Source organism: Novipirellula herctigrandis (genome assembly GCA_007859835.1).
GTDB classification, from domain to species: Bacteria; Planctomycetota; Planctomycetia; order Pirellulales; family Pirellulaceae; genus Novipirellula_A; species Novipirellula_A herctigrandis.
In genome coordinates this window covers 7,249,390-7,268,957 of the sequence record SJPJ01000001.1, presented here as the reverse complement: position 1 = coordinate 7,268,957, position 19,568 = coordinate 7,249,390, and the positions used below count along the sequence as shown (strand labels likewise).

The 19,568-nt window shown below is 52.1% G+C and carries 11 protein-coding genes; 5 read left to right on the top strand and 6 right to left on the bottom strand.

Translation table 11 applies throughout. The features are described 5' to 3' along the window. Positions 1-22 precede the first annotated feature (22 nt). Complete coding sequence (locus CA13_RS26500; RefSeq protein ID WP_146401840.1) at positions 23-1,714, top strand: ADP-ribosylglycohydrolase family protein; 1,692 nt, start codon at positions 23-25, stop codon at positions 1,712-1,714. A 24-nt stretch (positions 1,715-1,738) separates the two neighbouring features. On the opposite strand, the gene CA13_RS26495 is transcribed toward CA13_RS26500, so the two are convergent. Then, a complete protein-coding gene (locus CA13_RS26495; protein ID WP_146401838.1) occupies positions 1,739-3,352 on the bottom strand; it encodes a sulfatase family protein in 1,614 nt (537 codons plus the stop codon). 449 nt (positions 3,353-3,801) lie between these two features. Further along, positions 3,802-5,328 (bottom strand): hypothetical protein, encoded by a 1,527-nt coding sequence (locus tag CA13_RS26490; protein ID WP_146401836.1) that lies wholly within the window; start codon positions 5,326-5,328, stop codon positions 3,802-3,804. 105 nt (positions 5,329-5,433) lie between these two features. Between CA13_RS26490 and CA13_RS26485 the strand changes: the two genes are divergently transcribed. Together CA13_RS26485 and CA13_RS26480 are read left to right on the top strand one after the other, a co-directional pair. After that, the gene (locus tag CA13_RS26485; RefSeq protein WP_419194856.1) at positions 5,434-6,366 is read left to right on the top strand and encodes a glycosyltransferase family 2 protein; all 933 of its coding nucleotides are present in this window, start codon (positions 5,434-5,436) and stop codon (positions 6,364-6,366) included. Between the two features lie 8 nt (positions 6,367-6,374). Next, positions 6,375-7,163 (top strand): sulfotransferase family protein, encoded by a 789-nt coding sequence (locus CA13_RS26480; protein ID WP_419194855.1) that lies wholly within the window; start codon positions 6,375-6,377, stop codon positions 7,161-7,163. A 183-nt stretch (positions 7,164-7,346) separates the two neighbouring features. On the opposite strand, the gene CA13_RS26475 is transcribed toward CA13_RS26480, so the two are convergent. Continuing rightward, positions 7,347-10,328, bottom strand: a complete 2,982-nt coding sequence (locus CA13_RS26475) for an outer membrane protein assembly factor BamB family protein (protein WP_146401830.1) — start codon at positions 10,326-10,328, stop codon at positions 7,347-7,349. A gap of 249 nt (positions 10,329-10,577) precedes the next feature. Between CA13_RS26475 and CA13_RS26470 the strand changes: the two genes are divergently transcribed. Both CA13_RS26470 and CA13_RS26465 read left to right on the top strand, forming a co-directional pair. After that, a complete protein-coding gene (locus tag CA13_RS26470) occupies positions 10,578-12,167 on the top strand; it encodes a sulfatase family protein (protein WP_419194854.1) in 1,590 nt (529 codons plus the stop codon). A gap of 158 nt (positions 12,168-12,325) precedes the next feature. Then, positions 12,326-15,319 carry a glycoside hydrolase family 2 TIM barrel-domain containing protein gene (locus tag CA13_RS26465; protein WP_146401826.1) on the top strand — a complete coding sequence of 998 codons (2,994 nt, stop codon included), beginning with the start codon at positions 12,326-12,328 and terminating at the stop codon, positions 15,317-15,319. Between the two features lie 102 nt (positions 15,320-15,421). On the opposite strand, the gene CA13_RS26460 is transcribed toward CA13_RS26465, so the two are convergent. The 3 genes from CA13_RS26460 to CA13_RS26450 are packed head-to-tail and all read right to left on the bottom strand — an operon-like array spanning position 15,422 to position 19,533. After that, complete coding sequence (locus CA13_RS26460) at positions 15,422-16,642, bottom strand: response regulator (protein ID WP_419194853.1); 1,221 nt, start codon at positions 16,640-16,642, stop codon at positions 15,422-15,424. Positions 16,643-16,678: 36 nt separating this feature from the next. After that, the gene (locus CA13_RS26455; protein WP_419194852.1) at positions 16,679-18,010 is read right to left on the bottom strand and encodes a sensor histidine kinase; all 1,332 of its coding nucleotides are present in this window, start codon (positions 18,008-18,010) and stop codon (positions 16,679-16,681) included. A 56-nt stretch (positions 18,011-18,066) separates the two neighbouring features. Then, entirely contained in the window at positions 18,067-19,533 is a 1,467-nt protein-coding gene (locus CA13_RS26450; RefSeq protein ID WP_146401820.1) for a class I SAM-dependent methyltransferase, read from the bottom strand. Positions 19,534-19,568: the final 35 nt, after the last annotated feature.

Here is a 19,568-nt window from a genome sequence, read left to right as displayed (position 1 = left end):
TTTGAAAAGAGGATTTACTTCCGTGAAACGTTTTCAACTCACACTGCTTATAGCAACATTGGTCGTCCCGGCATTCGGCTTGGCGGAGGAACCGGTGACTCGGTTTCGCCGACTTCCCGTTGCCGAATATCGGGACAAGATGGCAGCGGGTTGGTTAGGTCAGATGATCGGAGTCGGATGGGGCGCTCCCACGGAGTTCAAGTTCAACGGACAGATCATCCCGGAAAAAGATGTGCCAAAGTGGATACCGGAACGCATCAACCAATACAACCAGGATGACATCTACGTCGAGATGACCTTCCTGCGCTCAATGGAACAATACGGCTACGATGTGTCGATACGGCAGGCAGGGATCGACTTTGCAAACAGCGGCTACAGGCTTTGGCATGCCAACCGCTACGGCCGCGAAAATCTCCGAAACGGGATCGCTCCGCCCGACTCCGGCCATCCAAAATACAACGCCCATGCCGATGATATTGACTATCAAATCGAGGCGGATTACTCGGGACTTATTGCCCCTGGAATGCCCAACGTGGGGATCGAACTTGGCGAGAAGTTCGGTCGGCTGATGAACTACGGTGACGGGCTCTATGGCGGACAATTCGTCGCTGGTATGTATAGCGAAGCGTTCTTCCAAGATGACCCGAAAAAGGTCGTCAAAGCAGGCCTCGCCTGCATCCCCGCAGAAAGCCAATTCGCGGAGGCAATCCGCGACGTGTTGAAGTGGCACGCGGCTGAGCCTGACGATTGGAAACGCGTTTGGGAATTGATCGAAGCAAAATATCAGGACAACCCCGCCTATCGGCGGTTCTCGTGCAGCCATGGCGATTTCAATATCGATGCCAAAATCAATGCTGCCTATATCGTTATGGGCCTGTTGTACGGCGAAAAGGATATCGAAAAGACAACGGTCATTTCGATGCGTTGCGGACAAGATTCCGACTGCAACCCATCGAACGCGGCCGGCGTGCTCTGCACAATGATCGGCGAGAATCACTTGCCGAAGCAATACACGTCGGCGTTGGATCGCACACCCAAATTCAGCCATACCGAATATAACTTTGACGCCTTGCTGAACGTCTGTGAGAAGTTGGCTCGACAAGCAATTGTTCGGCAAGGTGGCCGGATCGAAAAGCAGCCATCCGGTGATGAGGTCTTCGTAATTCCAATCGCTACAGCGCGACCGTCTGCACTAGAAAATTGTTGGGAACCGGGACCTACGATCGAAAGCCGATACACTGAAGCCGAGCTTCAAAAAATCGAAGGCAATGTCTTCAAGAAGCAATTGAACATTGAATTGGGTTCGGTATTTCCGGGCTGGAGCATCACGAATTGTGGCGAGGACATGGCCCCTGGTTTGCGTGAGACTTTTCGGGGCAAGCCGCAGGTCTTTGTAACGCATCCCCAAGATCGCGATGTTCCCTGCACGCTGACCAACACGATCGAGGTTCCGACCGGCAAGAAAACGATCCTCTCGACCGTCGTCTCTCATCATGCCCAAGGTGACTGGCTTCTGATGCTAAAAGTTAATGCAGAACAAACGCATGATAGGATGCAAATCAATGATGAATCCTGTCCGGATGGCTGGTGCACCGCCCAATTCGATCTGAGCGACTGGGCTGGCCAAACGGTGAAGCTTGAACTGCTTAACCGTGCGACCGACTGGCGTTTCGAAGCGGGCTATTGGGCTGAAATCGCGATCAAAAGCGAGTAGCGAATCCATTCCAGTATTCGTAAATCACTTCTCAGATCGATCGGGGTTCTCAGCCAACTTGGGAAACGCAGTTTTCGTTCGCTTATCATGGTACGGCCAACCATCATTCGATTGTTTTTTACCCGGTGTGGTGCGTCCGTTGTGCAGAGCGTTGGCAAGTTCGTCGACCAACCCCTCCGTCAATTCCGGATGCATTCCTTCAAGATTTTCTGTTTCACTCGGGTCGCTCTTAAGATTGTACAGTTGGACTAACTTGGCCGTGGTTTCGATCTTTTCCCAAGGCAATTCCCAACCGCCACCTGGGCCTTTGGTCATAATCAGTTTCCAATCACCTTTGCGGATAGCAAACTGGCCGGAAATCGAATGATGAATGACGAACGGGCGTGTCGGTTCTTTCGATCCCTTCATCGAAACCGCAAACGAGAATGAATCCTCTGCCGCATCATCTGGGATTTCTTGCTTCTTGCCGAGCAGATCCGCGAACGTTGCAAAGAAGTCGGTGGTACAAATAGTGGTATCGCAAATACTGGCTGCCTCCACCTGACCTGGCCATCGCACGATGAACGGAACGCGATGCCCGCCTTCGTACACGGTTGCCTTGGCACCGCGGAACGATCCCGATGGACGATAACCGGCTTCGATCATTTTGGGAATTTTTACATAGGGAGCAAAACCGTTATCCGAAGTGAAGATGACCATAGTGTTGTCATCCAATCCGGATTCCGCCAATTGTTCAAGCACTTGCCCAACCACCCAATCGGTCTCGGCAATGAAATCGGCGTACCAGCTATACTGCCCATACTTGCCTTTGAATTTCGCACCCGGCGTGATTGGCGTATGAGGCGAAGTCAACGGAAGGTAAAGAAAGAACGGTTTTTTGGATTCGTCTTCTGCTCGCTGCTGGATATAGCGGCGTGATTCAGCGGCCCAATCCGCAAGACATTCACTTGCTTCAAAATTTGCTGCAGCAGCACCGACTCGCTGGTAATCGTTGTATTCGTTGTGAGGAAACCCCTTGTTTACCGTCGGCACTTCCACCGCACGGTCGTTGCGCAGATATACGTAGGGCGCCATATCTAAAGACGAGAGGATAAAGAACGCTTCGTCAAATCCGACATCCACCGGCCCGTTCTTAAACGGCTTGGAATAATCAACTTGCCAGGAACGACTCCGCTTGCTCTCGTCAGCGTTCACATTTGCCGGGAGCCTTTCGAAGTCTGCGCCGAGGTGCCACTTACCGATACACGCAGTGTGGTAGCCAGCGTTTTGTAGAAAGGCAGCCAGGCTCAAACGTCCTGGATCCATCAGTGCTCGGTCGGTCGGGTTAAGAAGCACTCCTTTCTTTAGTCTGCTACGCCAGTTGTAACGTCCAGTCAAAATGCCATAGCGAGTTGGCGTGCAGACAGACGAACTCGTATGAGCGTCGGTGAACCGCATTCCTTCGGCCGCCATCCGATCGAGCGTGGGCGTTGGAATAATCCCACCCGCGTGGCTCGGTTCACCGGGGCCCATATCATCAGCGAGGATCAGAACAATATTTGGACGATCAGGCAATTTTGAATCGGCAAAACATAAATGCGGCGACGTTGCTGCGAGCCATGCACATCCAACAGCCAAACCAAATCTTATTGTGTTCATGTCAATCACTACTGGGGTTTCTCGTTTCCAACCGCTAGCGTTTCTGGCGACAATAGTCGATCAGCTCCAAACCAATTTCACAGCGAGGATAGTACCGTTAAGACGCCACCTCATCAAATCAACGAATGCTAATCTCACCGAAAGCTAAGTTCAAAGCAACTTGCGAAAGTCATTAAGTATAGAGCGAAAAAAAGTTGTCGGTTGCACAGGTAGCCGATTCCCACCGGCTTCCTCCAAAAGCCGCGCAAGCTCGGATACTAAAACTGAACCGAAGATGTCCCACCGCAAATCCGGATGCTACAACACTCGAACCCGATAAACATCATTGACACGGGGCCCACCCGAGAAGGGCGAACTCGGACGATTCCCCCCGGACGTTCAGTTCCGGACGCATGTGCCCCGTAATACCGCTTGAATACACGCGGGCGTTTTTTTCACGGCTGGGCTTTTCACGGCTGGGCGTTCACACGGAACCACTTCAGTTTCCGCATATCGAGCAGAAGACCATCGTCACCAATTTCCGACGGTTCACTTGTCGCGGAATGGGTAACGCGAATTTGGCCCGATTGCCCACGGACGTCTTTCATAGCCGCTCGCAGCAAGCCTTCGATCATCCACGGATGATAGCTCATCGGGATACTAAAGTTATCGATCCGCTGCTGGCTGACGATCCCGTCCTCGCGTCCTTGCCGAATGACATGAATATGCTGCGTCTGTTCCGTCAAGCCTTCTCGTAGGGTCGCGACGACATATCGATAACCGAGCTGGTAGGGTGTGATCCAGTATCGCTGCAGACTCCACTGGCAGTGAAACAACGTTAGGATTGCGATTGTCATCAGAACAAGCCGGGCTGCACGAGCCGACATCCCCATGACCGCCAAGATTTCCTTGATCGACCAGAGCACCAAGATACAACAACTCGCGGCTAACGCTGCGATCACACGATAGTTTTGCGGGGACGCCTCGACCAGCAACCAATGAGCGTGAGTGAGAAGGATTAACAGGACTAACACGGTAACTTGAATCGAGATGATTCGCCACTTCGATCCCTCGGCCTGTTGGTTTGAGTCACAGCTAATTCGATAGCGCCGTTTTCCGCCGAAACATATTCCGGCCACGACGACAAGCATTGCCAAGCACGCCGGAGCGAGCGATTGAATTCGGCTCAACGGATTCATCAGATTCCAAAGGTTCAACGACAATGGCAACTGAATACGCATGAACCAATACAATTTCGACAGCGGATCATTTGTCAACGTCACGCGTCCGGCCGGCGTCACCTGAGTCAACGCAAAAAAGGCTTTTTGGAATACAAAGCAAGCCGCTAAGAAAACGAGTCCCGAACCAACCGTCAACAACACGTTGCGTCTGAAGACGGCGTCTCGCCGAAACCGACGATCCAACACCGGTACGATCGCCGCAGTCCAATACCAGGCCAGGCTGGGCTGATAAATCGAACTGGTGACCAGCATGAGACCGAGCGCGAAGAACCACCACGCCAGGAAGGCTTTTCGCGACTCAGCCCAGGCACTGAAGGCCCGCTCCGCACCAATTGCGGCCCACGCCGCGGTGACGGCAGAATAGGGCATGTGCATACAGAGAGCCCAGGCAGCGAAGACTTGGATGCTCGGCAAAGTCGCGATGCCAATGGCGAACGCCGCACTCTCCCCCGGTTCAGCGATCGTTCGTAAACGACGATAAAAGGTCAGCGACAATGCGATGATGCCGACAAGCGAGATTGCTCGGAACAAGCTCAACGTCCTGACGTCCGCGACCTCGTGGAGCGTCAACTCTCGAATCAACCCCAATAACGGCCGTCCATTGGCATACGTCCATCGCACGAACGACTGGCTGTTGCCAAAAAAAACGGTAAAATCATCGGAGAATCCGTAAACTGCAGCCACGCAAGGCGAGTAGACTAACGCAACGAACAAAACGATCAAACCGCAATAGCGTCGATCGGCGGCCTCGCTCATGGGAGTTCTCTTGGATGGATTCGCGAAAATTGCCGAAGAAGAAATAGGAAGTCGGCCATTAGAACTTGACTTGATCTGCGAAGCAATGCAGCGAAGGAAGACAATGTGAAAGAATCACCGCCCCCGGAAATATCGATTGTCATCCCGGTCTACCGATCCGCATCAATCCTGCCAGAAACACTCGCCCAGCTGGACGCTTTCTTTCACGCGCACCCGATGAAATTCGAAATCGTCTTGGTCAACGACGGCAGCCCCGATGACTCGTGGGAAGTGCTGAAGCAATTGAAACAAGGGCGGGATGAAATCATTATCGTCGACCTCATCCGAAACTTTGGCCAGCATAGCGCGATGATGTGCGGGTTGAAACTCTCGCGAGGCAAATTCGTTGTGACCATGGACGACGATCTCCAAAACCCGCCCAGTGAAATCATTCACTTGATTGACAAGATCAATGAAGGCCATGACGTTGTTTTCGGCCGTTTCCAGCAAAAACAACACGGCCTTATCCGCCGGGTAGGTAGCAAAATCGTGGGGTGGCTGAACCGCAAACTGTTCAACAAACCAAGGGATCTGACGCTGACCAACTTTCGCATTATCCGGCGAGACATTGTCGATGCGGTCTGTAAGTTCCGCACCAATGCTCCCTATTTGCCTGGGCTGCTACTGATGACTGGCAAGTCGTTTGCCAATGTGGATGTCGTTCATCATCCACGGTTCGAAGGGGAATCGAACTACACGGTGCTAGTGATTGCCAAACTAATTTGGCGTTTGGTATTTAACTATTCCGCCTTTCCGCTTCGCCTGCTTTGTGGTTTCGGACTGCTGATTTCGCTCTTCGCGTTTCTGTTCGGATGCTATGTAATTATCAAACATTTTACATTCGGAATTGAACAACCCGGTTGGACGACGCTAGTCGTATTGATTTCGTTTTTTCAAGGCGTCACCCTCGTCGTTTTGTCCGCAATGGGTGAATACTTGGTCCGCATCCTCAACGATGTCTCCGGGCCGCGCGCTTACCTGATTCGTCAAGTTTTGTGAGATCACCGGTGAAAGAACCGAATTTTTTTATCGCCGGTGCGCAACGTTGCTGCACAACCTGGGTGTACCAGATGCTCGACGAGCACCCGCAGGTGTTCCTCGCGAAGCCGGTGCGACCAGAACCGAAATTCTTTCTTCGTGAGAACCTCTCCATTGACGATCGTCAATGCTACCTCGATCGCTGGTTCCGCAACGCGGAGAACGAAATCGCGGTGGGAGAGAAGTCGACGAGCTATCTTGAGTCCGGTGCGGTCGCAAAGCGGATAGAAAAGTTTTTTCCCGACGCGAAGTTCGTTTTCGTTCTTAGGCATCCAGTTGAGCGAGCGTTGTCGAATTATCGTTTTTCGAAACTCAATGGGCTTGAAACCGAGACGCTCGAAACCGCGTTGGCAAAAGAAACTTCCCGGTGCAAACCGACACTGAGCGATGTTTCGGTCAATCCGTTCGCTTATCTCGCGCGAGGTCATTACGTGCGATACCTTCAACCCTTCTTTGATGTCTTTGGCGAGGACAAAATGGCGATTCTGCTGTTGGATGATCTCCAGCAAAGACACCAACGAACGCTCGACGGACTATTCCGTTTTCTTCAAGTTGCCCCTGGGTTCGAGCCTCGAGCGGCAAAGATGGCATTTAACCAGACGCCGGACGATTCATTGCGAATGAGCGAGTCACTGCTTGCTGACCTCGTTGCGCATTTCCGGGAAAGCAACGTGGCGTTGGAGCGACTGATCCAGCGTGATCTGAGCCACTGGAACAAACCTCCCAGCCAGCTGCGATGCGAGATCGAGGATACCTAAGGAAGTAAAAGCGCTGCCATGGACAAACTAGAAAAATGGGATGCATGCAGACGATTAGCGGCACTTCCATTAGCGAAGTTTTCTTGGTCTGTGGCGATAGGTCCCGTAAGAAACTATGACGCCACTCTCGCTCCCAATCGCCATGACGGATTAACATCATTGATCAGCGAACCCACGACGTTGCTACTGGGGTTCGAAACAGCAGAGCTGGCCATTTTCGAGTGAAACATAAATGCGTCCATGATGATCGATCGCAGTGCCACCTTTGACGGCATCAGCGGGGATTTTTTCGATCCAATTATCGCTACCATCCGTGGTGTTGATCGACACCAAGAAGCAATCGTCGTCGTGGCCTTCCGAATGCCCCGTTGCCAAAAGAGTGCTGTCGGTGACCACAAAACTTGTAAAACGGCGGTTCCGATTGTCTTGCCAAACGGGCTTCGATGTCTCCCCGCCACGTCGAATCCAACGAGCGGCTTCTTTGATCTGTTTGGGTGTTCCCGGCGGCAGCGGCGTTTGGCGTGAAAGATTCACAAATTGGCTGCCTTCATAACTGGCATCATGTGTTAGCTGACATCCGTCGGCGCACTGATAATCGAGCGATAAATACTTTCCGTATTCGGGGTAGAAAGGATAGAACGCAGTACGAAACTGAGAGTGCACTTGGGACTGTGGCTTGTTAAGGCACTCAAGCGTTTTCAGTTCGAACCGAGCCGTTTCATAAACGCCACCCGCCAGAAACCGCAACTCGCCATCGACGATCGTAAGGTTCCCTTGCAAACTAATCCCGTTATTCACTTCCGGCTCAAGCGTCCCCGATGTGCGATTAGACAGTTTTAGTTTGCCAGTGATTGCATCAAGGCCAACAACGTGAGTTCCGTCGTAGTGAGTGATTCCCGCTGCTGCGTAGACAGTGTCCCCATCCACGACGACGCCACCTGCGACGGGCCAAGTCGAAATAAGGCGTTCATAGACCGAAATCCAATAGTCGTTTGGCCCCACGCGGTACGACCAAAGCAGTTTTCCGTCATGGGCGGCATACGAATAGACACGACCATCGGCGGAGCCAACATAGACCCGATCGTTAGCAACAACAGGAGGATAGTAGATCGGGCCGCCAGTGTACGCCATCCAAACGAGCTTGCCATCAGCATCGATTGAGCGGACTGCACCGGTGCGATCAGCAATGAAAACTCGGCCACCGGCCGTGACCGGCGCCGTAGGCAAGGCATCGCGACAAACATCCGTTGTCCACTCAAGTCTGACACCACTTGGGACCGCCACGCTCGATACATCGGTGCGAGCATTGTTGCCTCGATAAGTCGCCCAATCGCCGTCTTGAACATGGAAAGGGACAACTTCGCCATTCGGGTTCGCCGTGATGAGTCTTTGCTGAGTGTCCTCATTTTCAAGTGTCGACTCGACTGGCCGAACAGCAATATTCCCGTACAGTGACAACTGGCAACCACACATCCATGGGCCCCAATAACCATGCCCCCCTGCAACGAGGACACCATCTTGGCAAGGTGGTCGCACGGGGTCGTAATGCTGTGCCGTGTTGGACTCGGTCAGCACGCGAATGGTGCCACCGTTTGCACGATAGAAGACGCTGTCGGCGCAACCGGTTGCCCGCGTGCAGGCACGTCGAGCCGGGAAAGTTGCCAGCACTTTCCCGGTTTCATAGTCGAACTTCATCCCACAATCAGAATTCTCGGGTCCCGCAGCCCATACGCCATCACTGCGGAGTACGAGCTGCAGATTCCCGTTCGGATGCGTCCAAGCAAGTTTTCCGTCCTGGGCCGATGCAACGACCATTTGCTCGCGTTGCGGACCTGCAAAAAACAAGAAATTTTCGTCACACTTCATGTAACAAGTTGTTGCATAGCCAGTGATGTAAAACTGAGCCTTTTCGTTTACTGCGATCGCGTCGAGAAGTTCACGATCCGTGTTCTTCCATAGCAATTCCCCAGTAGAACGGTCGATCGAAGCGAGATACTTCCCTGGGCAACAGGTGAAGATCTGAGTCTCGTTCATACAGACAGCGCGCGCATCCAAAAACTCTTCGCTTCGATAGTTCCAAAGGCGTTTCTTGGTCTTGATGTCGATCGCGACCAATGTTCTGCCGAATCCGAACGAAGTTCGTGGGTCGCGGTAGTCGTGACCGTCCCACATGCCCCACGGCCAATGCCCCAGACCACGTCGAACGGCCCGCTGTGTTTCAATCTTCACTTCGGCGTTGCCAACCAATGCATACATGACGCCATCACGCATAGCCATCCATTTCCAAACCGGACCATCACTAATATCGGCATCGACTTTGATCTCGTCACGAACTTGGCCAGTCTCGCCATCAATGATCTTACAAGATTCGTGGTCACCCATATAAAGTGCGTCGCCGGTCGCAATCATCGTGTTTCGGTGCAGCATGAATCCCGGCGAAAGCGATCGTCTCCAGAGGATAGTTCCGTTGTAGGCATTGACGCACAAGAGCGTATTGAGCATTTCATTTTGATTTGCTTTGTGCGCCAGATGCCCCATTGCTTTGTAGATGCGTCCCCCCGCAATCACGGTCTGTTCCGGCATGGGACAAAACTTTGGGTAACCGATGAACTGCGTACCAAGAGCCCCTCGGAAAAGCTTGTCATTTGAATTCGGGTTGTTGTCTGGACCGTGATAGGGATGAGACCAATCATCCGTGCCCTCGGGAACCGGCTTGACCAAAGTCATCTCGCCGATGATCGCAAAGCCTTGCGGTCGTAACACGCGGAGCACTTCGTCGTGTGACGGTTGCACGTTGTTTGGAGCTGAATCGTTTGGAGCTGAAACGATCATACGATCGGCAAGGTTGTCGCCGAGATGAATGGAGTCCGATGATCCGGTCTCTACAAAAAGACGTCGACTCAGCAAGCCAGCGGCGTCGGCAACTTTACGTACTTTGCCGGCCAACTCCACATCAGCAGTCTGGAAATAGACGGTCATTTCACTGGAGTTGCAAAGGTCAACAACATAGCCAATATCCCCGTCAGGCAACTCAATGACCGCGACAATGCCACGTTGCAGGTTGAACCGTTTGAGATCGTCGTCCGCTCGGCCAGCGACAACGGCATTCGCAAAAGAAGCCACAAATGCAAAGCAAACCACCGACACTGCAACTCGATCTCTCATCTTTCATCCCTTGTCTTAATGAATGAACGGCGCAATTGGATGAGCGTGATACCCGCCAAAACATTCTAACCGTTATTGCTGAAACGTGAGCGAGACGGAGCTAAGAGTCTACCATAATGGTTGACCTACACAATTCTTCGACTTCCGCGCCGATGTGACCTCGATGGCTAGTCGGGACGCACACTGGCCTTCATAATGATCGGATTGGACGAAACCTGAGCATCCGGTTCTTAGATGAGAGAGACTTGCATGAGACGTACAATCGAATTGGCAGTGTTTGCGATAACCATACTGATGGTCTCGATGATCGCTGACGCGGCATGTGGGCAATCGGCACCACAAGCGTCTAGCGAGCGACCAAATATTATCTGGTTGATGGCCGAAGACATGGCGCCGGATCTTGAGTGCTACGGAACGGCAGGTGTGCATACTCCGAATCTAAATAAGATGGCTAGCGAAGGAGCGTTGTTTACAAAAACGTATTGTGCCAACCCGATTTGCTCGCCTAACCGCTCGTCGATGATGGTCGGGGTCCACCAAACGGTGATCAATGCACACCATCATCGCAGCAATCGCGATATTCCGCTGGCGGCTCCCTTCAAACCGATTACCTCATGGCTACGTGATACGGGTTATACCTGCATCTTGGGGAATTCGCTCGTCATGAATTCAGGCAGAAAGATCGACTGTAACTTCAAACACACTGCGGTCGGGCCTTACGACGGTGTAACCAAATTTGGCCTGTTCGACAAACAAACGGACTTCTCGCCCGCGGACCAGCCGTTCTTTAACCAAATCCAGCTTGTGGTGACTCATCGCGGGGACTGGTGGAATGATGTTCGTGCCAAATCGAAACATCCTGTTTCCTTGAACGACATCGAACTGCCTCCCTACTTTGCCGACACTCCCGAGATCCGCTACGACTGGGCCGCCTATCTAGACCAAGTGGAGTACATGGACAACGAGGTCGGCCTGCTGATGCAGAATCTCAAAGAGCAAGGGCTCGATCAAAACACAGTGGTCGTCTTTATTGCGGACAACGGTCGCTGCAATCTACGAGGCAAAGGCTACTTGCACGACACGGGCATCCACGTCCCGATGATTGTTTGGGCACCAGGATATGTGAAGCCAGGTACGGTCGTAGATGACTTGGTCTGCACGACCGACATCTCGGCAACGATCTTGAAATTGGCCGGTGCAACAATCCCTGACTACATCACGGCGAAACCATTTCTTGGCGTTGATCAGCCTCAGTACCGCAGCTATGTCCGGTCCGCTCGCGATATCTGGGACGAGATCGATGAGTGTTCCCGCAGTATCACAACGAAGCAATTCAGCTATATAAAAAACCACATGCCCGAAGTTCCTTGGGCCACGGATCAAGCCTACCTTGAACTCAACCGACCCGCCTTACATGTGATGCGCAGATTGAAAAAGCAAGACAAGCTAACCGAAGCTGAGATGACTTTCTTTCGGGAGCAAAAGCCTGCCGAAGAGCTCTACGATCTCGAGAAGGACCCGGACCAGTTAGAGAATCTCGCCAATAATCCGGAGTATGCTTCCGTTTTGGACGAAATGCGTGCAAAGGAAACCGATTGGTTGTCAAGCAATCCCGACCTGGGCCTCGACGACCTTGGGAACCGCCATCCCGAACAGGGTCTCGCAGCAGAGACGGCACGCGCAGGGGTGAAGGCAAACGAACCCGAGTTGTGGGAACGTTTGGAGAAGGGCGAGCTGTTGCCAACGAGTCAGTGGATGAAGAAATACAGACCGAAAAAGAAGCCTGCCACGGTTGCTCCAGCCCCCGTCTCCAACGACCGAGTAAAAAAAAAAGGATAACGCTCCATGAGGGATCGGTTTCAAAAGACTCTCTTGGAGCAAAAGAAGACAATAGAGAGCCGCTCGTTCCAAAACAAATTGAGAACCCGGCGATCACACAAATTGGTAAGCTCCCACCACGAAACAACTACTGGGCCGATCCCGATGTGACCAGTGCAATGTCGTCTGGCTACGGAAAGTCGACATGGGTGAAGTCATTGAATGGCCTTTGGAAATTCAACTGGAGTCCGCGGCCTGAGCAACGACCGCTGGGCTTCTACGAGCCGAATTTTGACCCGGCCCAATGGGCTGACATTCCCGTACCCTCAACTTGGGAGCGCGAGGGCTTTGGGACGCCGCTGTATGTGAACATCAAGTATCCGTTCCACGTCGACCCACCGCACGTGATGGGCGAACCGGATGAGACGTTCACGTCCTTCAAACAACGCAATCCCGTCGGGTCTTACATCCGAGAATTTGAGGTGCCCGAGGAGTGGAAGGGACAGCGGATCATTTTGCATTTTGGCGGAGTCCGGTCGGCAATGTTCGTGTGGATCAATGGCCAAAAGGTGGGGTATTCCCAAGGGTCACGGCTACCGGCCGAGTTCGACATCACCGAGTTCGTCAAAAGCGGTGTAAACCGCGTCGCAGTGGAAGTCTTCAAGTTCAGCGATGCGTCTTATATCGAAGACCAAGATTTTTGGCGTCTCAGTGGCATCTATCGTGATGTCTTCCTTGTCGCAATGCCCGAAGAGGGATTGTGGGATCTATATGCCCAACCGGAGGTCGATCTAAAATCAGGAACCGGGATAGTCAAACTGAATGCGACGGCGATGCCCGGAGCCTCAATAAATACGGCGAAACCTGAACTCAAACTGTCGTTGCTTGATGATAAAGGTAACCAGATTGCCAGTGGCAATGAGAAAGTCGAGGTCAGCAATGTGAAGCTGTGGTATCCCGAGCAACCAACGCTCTACACGGCGATGGTCCAAGTCCTATCGAACGGCAAGGTTTGCCAAGTTTTTCGATTGCCGGTTGGGTTTCGCCGCTTGGAGGTATCAGGAGAAGAACTGCTATTGAACGGTAAACCGTTAAAAATTCGAGGCGTAAACCGGCACGAGTTCGATCCACACACGGGATACGTCATGACGCCTGAATTGATGCGACGTGATCTGGAACTGATGAAGCAGGCAAACATCAACTTTGTTCGCACGGCCCACTATCCCAATGACCCTCGTTGGTATTCGCTTTGCGATCAGCTTGGCATGCTGGTGATGGATGAAGCGAATGTTGAGTCGCACGGATTGAGCTATCACAAACGAATTCTGCCTGGCGACCAGGCGGATTGGTCGACGGCGGTTGTCGAACGCATGCAACGGATGGTGGTCCGAGACCGCCAACATCCAAGCATCGTGATGTGGTCGCTCGGGAACGAAGCCGGCTATGGCACTTCGTTTCTAGCGATGCGCGACGTTTGTCGCGCGACCGATCCTGAAAACCGGCTGATCCAATACGCCGACATGAACTTAGCCGGTGACGTTGACAGCCAGACCTACCCCGACATCAACTGGCTCAAACAGCACCTCACAGGAAAAGCGAAACGAAAGGGCGAAAGAGGTAACGTGTCGTCGGAAGAACAGCACGGTCCCTATCCGTCCGGGCGTCCCTTCATCATGAATGAGTACGCACATGCGATGGGCAACAGCATCGGTAACTTCGCGGACTACTGGGATCTGATCCACGCCGAGCCGATGTTGAGCGGTGGCTTCATTTGGGATTGGGTAGACCAAGCGTTATACCGAGATCGGTCGAATCCGGCGCTCGGCTATTTCTACGGAGGAGACTTCGGTGACACTCCCACCGATACTAACTTTTGCGTGAACGGCGTGATTGGCGCGAACCGGGTACCGCACCCGCACTACTATGAAGTCCAGAAAGTCTATCAACCGGTCCACTTTAATGGCGTCAAGATCACTGACGGTTTGCTTTTGTTGACCAATCGGCAACTTGCACTCGATCTTAGCGAGTGCCGACTGCACTACGAAGTACACAGCAATGGTGAACTTATTAGAGCAGGAACGTTACCTAGCTTTGCTGTGACACCAGGACAGACAAAAGAAATTGACGTTTCGGCAGCGACCGCTTTTGCGAAAAGATCAGCCGCGCAACATCAAGAGACCACGCTCACCTTTAAACTTAAGAGGAGTGAAGACACGACATGGGCAAAGGCGGGACACGTCATCGCGTGGGAACAAGTCCCATGGCCGCACACGGATTTGCAGAATCCCCCATTGCCACCGGGTAGCGTGAATGGCACGCAAACTGACGAGGGGATCACCGCAGCAGGCAAGGATTTCTCGATCCGCATCTCTTCTCGTACGGGTTTACCAGATTCGATCGTGATCGATGGACACGAAATGCTCGTACAGCCAATGCGGTGGAATTTCTGGCGAGCTCTCACGGACAACGACGAGGGCTGGAAGGTCGGTGACAAGCTTGGTGCTTGGCGCGACGCGGGCGACAGCGCCATTGTCAAGTCAATCACGCTAACGGACAACGAGTCGCGCCCGGTCATCGACGCGGTGGTGATGATACCAAATCCGAAAGCACGAATCCGAGTCCGACATACCGTGGCGGCAGGAGCGTATCTAAAAACGGAAGCGACTTTCGAAGTTATCAGCAAGCGATGGAAGCCCGACCTACCACGTCTTGGCATCCAATTCGCCATTCCTCGATCTTTCGCGAACGTGGCGTGGTACGGGCGTGGACCACACGAAAACTATTGGGACCGGCATACGTCCGCTCCAATCGGCCGATATGAATCGACTGTTTCACAGTGGGTGACGCCGTATGTGCGGCCCCAGGAAAACGGCAATCGTTGTGATGTACGTTGGCTGCAGCTCCAAAACGAACAAGGCAGCGGGTTACAGATCAACGCCCCGCCAAACATTCCACTCTCGGTGAGTGCATGGCCATACAGCATGGACGATCTCGCTACCGCCAAGCACAACTTTGAGTTGCCAGAGCGAGAATTCATTACCGTCAACCTAGACCACGTACAGATGGGTGTTGGAGGCGATAACTCATGGGGTTTACCTGTGAACGCCCCCTATCGCATCAAGAGCGACCGCGTTTACCAATGGAGCTTTACGCTATCCCCGATTCAACAGTAATCCCATGGCAACAGTAATCCCGTTGCGAAAAGTAATCCCGTAGCAAACGCTGAGAGTAAATTGTGAGCAGGACATTCGATTCGGTTAATCGGTTTGATAGTTCTACGGCAACAATTCGCGTTCCCACTCCTTCAACGATTCATAGACCGTGTCGAGCTGCTCCGCCGTGACCTCGGATTCGACGGTCTTCGGTGGATGAATCGGCAGGGTGACGCTCAAGGAGGGTCCACTTGGCGGCGACGGGGCAATCGTCATCCGGCCGCCTAAGTGCCTAGTGATCATGAACGCACTCAACAAATCCATATCCAAACCGATCGGCCACTTGTTGAGCGGGATCGCTGCAGAGAAAAAGGACGCGATCTGGTCATCGTCCAATTCCTCAAAATTGCTTTTTGCATCAATAAGGGTCTCTTCGCCCGACTGACTAATCGAAATCTCAATACGCCCAGGTTTGTCTTGCACATCGGCAAGTCGCCGAACAATAATCTCCAATAGGCGGCGGAGCATTCCGCTGTCCGTATCAATTTTTTCTAGCGTATCGGTAACGTGGACGACAATCTGAAGGTCATCGTTTGCGAACGCGGCACGAGACCGATCAACGTAGGATTCCAGAATCGCAGTTACGTCTACATTCGTGTCTTCACCCGTTGAGCATCGGATCGTATCCTTCAAAAGCACTTCGATGGTTTCGACCATTTCTCGAGTCGAATGACGAGCAATCGCGACCATGTTCATGTTCGCGATTTCCTCCATTTGAATTTCGATGCGTTTTTTGACAGGCGATTGACGCATATACTCCGTCAATGCCTCCCATGATCCTCGCAATTGCCCCTCAAGCGCCGTGGCCGCAAGCGCGAGTCCTCGGACCCGATCCATCACGATCAATCGGTGCAGAACACTCAATTTCTCATTCAACAGCCGATCACGATCATCCATCGCTTGGTGATACTCGATAGCCCGTAGCAGGGTTCCAACCATTTCCGTATCGTTCCACGGTTTGGTTAAGTATCGAAATGCGCCGCCTTCGTTGACCGCCTTGATCGCAGATTCAAGGTTTGAATGTGCAGTCGTCAGCACGCGAACAATCTTAGGGTATTGCGTGCGAACTTGTTCCATCAATTCAACCCCCGTCTTCTCCGGCATTATTTGGTCGGTTACCAAAACTGCCACGAGACTTGGATTCGCTTCAATATAAGCCATTCCTTGTTCTGCCGATTCCGCAGTTACGATCTCGAACTCATCGCCGAAAAGCTGCGAAAAGTACTTCAACGCATGGGGCTCATCATCAACATAAAGAACCTGCTTTCCGGCATGAAAATTCATAGTGTGGTCCATGGAGAGAGATAAAGGAAACGAGTACTAGTTTAGGAATGCTGGGGATTGACCTACTCGGTTATCAGGCGGTGCCGAGTCACACGGATGGACGGGCAAATCAAAAACAACTCGTGTGCCAACGTTGGGCTCGCTTTGGATTAATAGCTGACCATCATGAGCCGCGACAATGGTCCCACAAATGCTCAAACCAAGCCCGAGCCCCTGCCCACCACTATCGGAGTAAAACGGTTCTACTGCGTGCTGAACCTGTTCTTCGGTCATTCCAATGCCATGGTCTTCGACGGTAACCGCAAGCCGGTCCTCTTTCAGTTCCGCCGAAACATTGATCACGGAGGCCTGCCGATCTCGCACACGCTCATTCGCAGAATTCGCATTAAGAATCAAATTTAGCAATACCTGAACGATCTGACTTTCCGAACCTACAACAAATGACCGCATCGCCTCGCTGTCAAGAATTTGAAGCTCGGACGAGGTCAAGCTACTCCTCGAAAAACGCTCCGCCATAACGACTGCATCGGAAATACGAAAAGGACTCTTGGTGTGCTCGTGCTCTGGATGAGCAAAGGAGCGGAGGTCGGAAACAATCTGACCAATTCGCTGCACCCCTTCCTCAATATCGTTCAGGGTCTCGACGTTCGGAGAGTCGGACGCCGTGCGTTTCTTCATGACCTTCAACGCCATCAGAGAGAAGTTGACAGGGTTGTTGATCTCGTGCAGTAGACCCGCAGCGAGCCCAGCGATTGCTCGCGTCTTCTCACTCTGAAACAACTGCGCTTCGGTTTCCTGCAATTGTCTGAGTGACTTTTCTAACCGCGTTTGCTCTTCCTTCAGTGCCGTCTGCAGATTGAACGCCGTTAAACGATTACGGAAATTCACATTGCTAACAAAAACACAAACGATTGCACTCGTAACCAGAAAGAAAGTTCCTTGCACAAAATGAGACAACTCAAAGGTTGTTGGGTCCGGATGTGAAATAATGGCGGCAAAGTACGCACCAATCGTCACCACACAATAGAGAATCGCTTCGGTAGTACGGAAACCGAGAAGGTGAACGACAATCATCAACAATATCAAGCCAAGATAATAGGGACTCTGCACTCCATTGGTCTGCCGAATCATTAGCGCGATAGCTAATGACGGAATTACAAGAAAGAGTACGCTGATAGCCTCGACACACCCTTCACAGGAAAGCTTCAGAACAAGAAGCAATCCCAAGAAAAGCATCACAGACGTAGCAAAGCGAATGATCGACAACTGCCAAACATCATTTGGGTAAATCGCAAAATCGAGAGCAGTGCCAGCGGGCATAAGCACAACACCAAGCGCAAGTGCAATGCGAGTGCGATAGTGCCGCAAAGGGATTTCCGATTCAAGGAACGCTTGCGGGGATGAAGATGGCCGAGAACGGAAAATCATGTGACAGGCTTGCGAATTTCGAGAAACACGTTCACGCCGGTGCGGTCAACATAGGTTTGTTGTAGCCCAAGCCCTGGCGCAAGCGAACGCATCACTTTCTCATCCCGCAATTCAAGATTCCAATCAAGAACTAGGCCCATAATCGCAACGGACGAATGCGATGGAGAAACATTCGTAACCAAGACGAGTCCGCCTTCCTTAACCCAAGAATAGAAAAGCTTGATCAAGTATCCACAGGTCGTGTCACGGAAATAGTCGAAAAGGCCTGCGCAATAGACCATGTCATACTGCTTCGACTCTTTTGGCCCCCCTTCGATGGACAATTGAAGAATCTCGTGCACGCTTCGCTGCTCGGTTGAAATGATAAGATCAGGCCGCGCTTTCTGGACGCTCGGAATTAGGTTTTCGCGAACGTGTTGAAGTGTCTCAAGATTGAAATCGACCAAGGTAAAGTCGGCTGCACCCGAAACAGGATCCGCATCGGCAAATGACTTTATCTCCTCCGCCGGACCGCAACCGATATTCAACACTTCAAATCGACCGTCTTGCGCCTTCGGAATCACTTGGTCGTTTGATTCATCTGCCGGCTGTTTCACGCCTTCATTGTGGGATGACACGACTCGATGCGTTTCACGCTGTAAAGCCTTCTGTAACAAATCGATTCGATTGCGATGTGCGGCTGGCGCCTCATGTCGAAGCGCCGACGCATTTAGCAACTTCGCAAATGTATTGTTTCCCTCCCAGGGAACTCCAATCATCATGCGTACCATCTCATAGTCACCCGCGTAACCCAGTGGCTTGTTGAATGCACGGTGCATGAATGGAGAGCACATCATCAACGGATGCAGTTCTCGTTGCGCAAACGCTCGATGATAGGGGAGTCGTTTGCGATCAATTTCCTTCGTCGAATCTTCGAATTCGCCATATAGCGTTGTAAGTCGCGGTTCAATTCCTTGGTCCACATCGGTCACAAAATTCAACGACCGATCGGCTTCACTATGGTCGCCAATCCCAGCTTCTGTTTCCCAGTGCTCCAACCAACGAGATAGTTCCTGCAGAAAATTCCGCAGATTTGTCACCGCAATTTGAAACGGTTTTTCTAAACTTGCCGTTGCGTCTTCCCAATCGCCCACAAATCCACGCACGAAACGGCGAAGCACAGGCCCAGGTCCAAGTCCCTTTAAATCGGACCATGGATCCACGAGGGATGCCGAAACGATCAACATCAACCCTGTGTTGATTAAACCCGTGACAACTGCCCGACCTTTGTACGTTTCACGTGCTCCTTGCAAAATCCGTAATTCATTGAGGACCTCAGAGAGCTGAACGATCGAATAAGGATTGTACACCTCAAAAATGACCATTTGCCTTGTCAACTTGACCAGGGATCCACGAGCCTCTTGCCCCTGTGAGTTGGAAAAACTCACATGCGAATTCGTTGCTGACATCGTCTTTTTGGCCACAGGATCACTTATCGTGGGTTTTGGAGTTCACACAG

Bases quoted from the DNA above. Each gene is read 5' to 3' on its own strand.
- CA13_RS26495 (WP_146401838.1), bottom strand. From the start codon at position 3,352: ATGAACACAATAAGATTTGGTTTGGCTGTTGGATGTGCATGGCTCGCA.
- CA13_RS26490 (WP_146401836.1), bottom strand. From the start codon at position 5,328: ATGAGCGAGGCCGCCGATCGACGCTATTGCGGTTTGATCGTTTTGTTC.
- CA13_RS26475 (WP_146401830.1), bottom strand. From the start codon at position 10,328: ATGAGAGATCGAGTTGCAGTGTCGGTGGTTTGCTTTGCATTTGTGGCT.
- CA13_RS26470 (WP_419194854.1), top strand. From the start codon at position 10,578: ATGAGACGTACAATCGAATTGGCAGTGTTTGCGATAACCATACTGATG.
- CA13_RS26465 (WP_146401826.1), top strand. From the start codon at position 12,326: ATGTCGTCTGGCTACGGAAAGTCGACATGGGTGAAGTCATTGAATGGC.
- CA13_RS26460 (WP_419194853.1), bottom strand. From the start codon at position 16,642: ATGAATTTTCATGCCGGAAAGCAGGTTCTTTATGTTGATGATGAGCCC.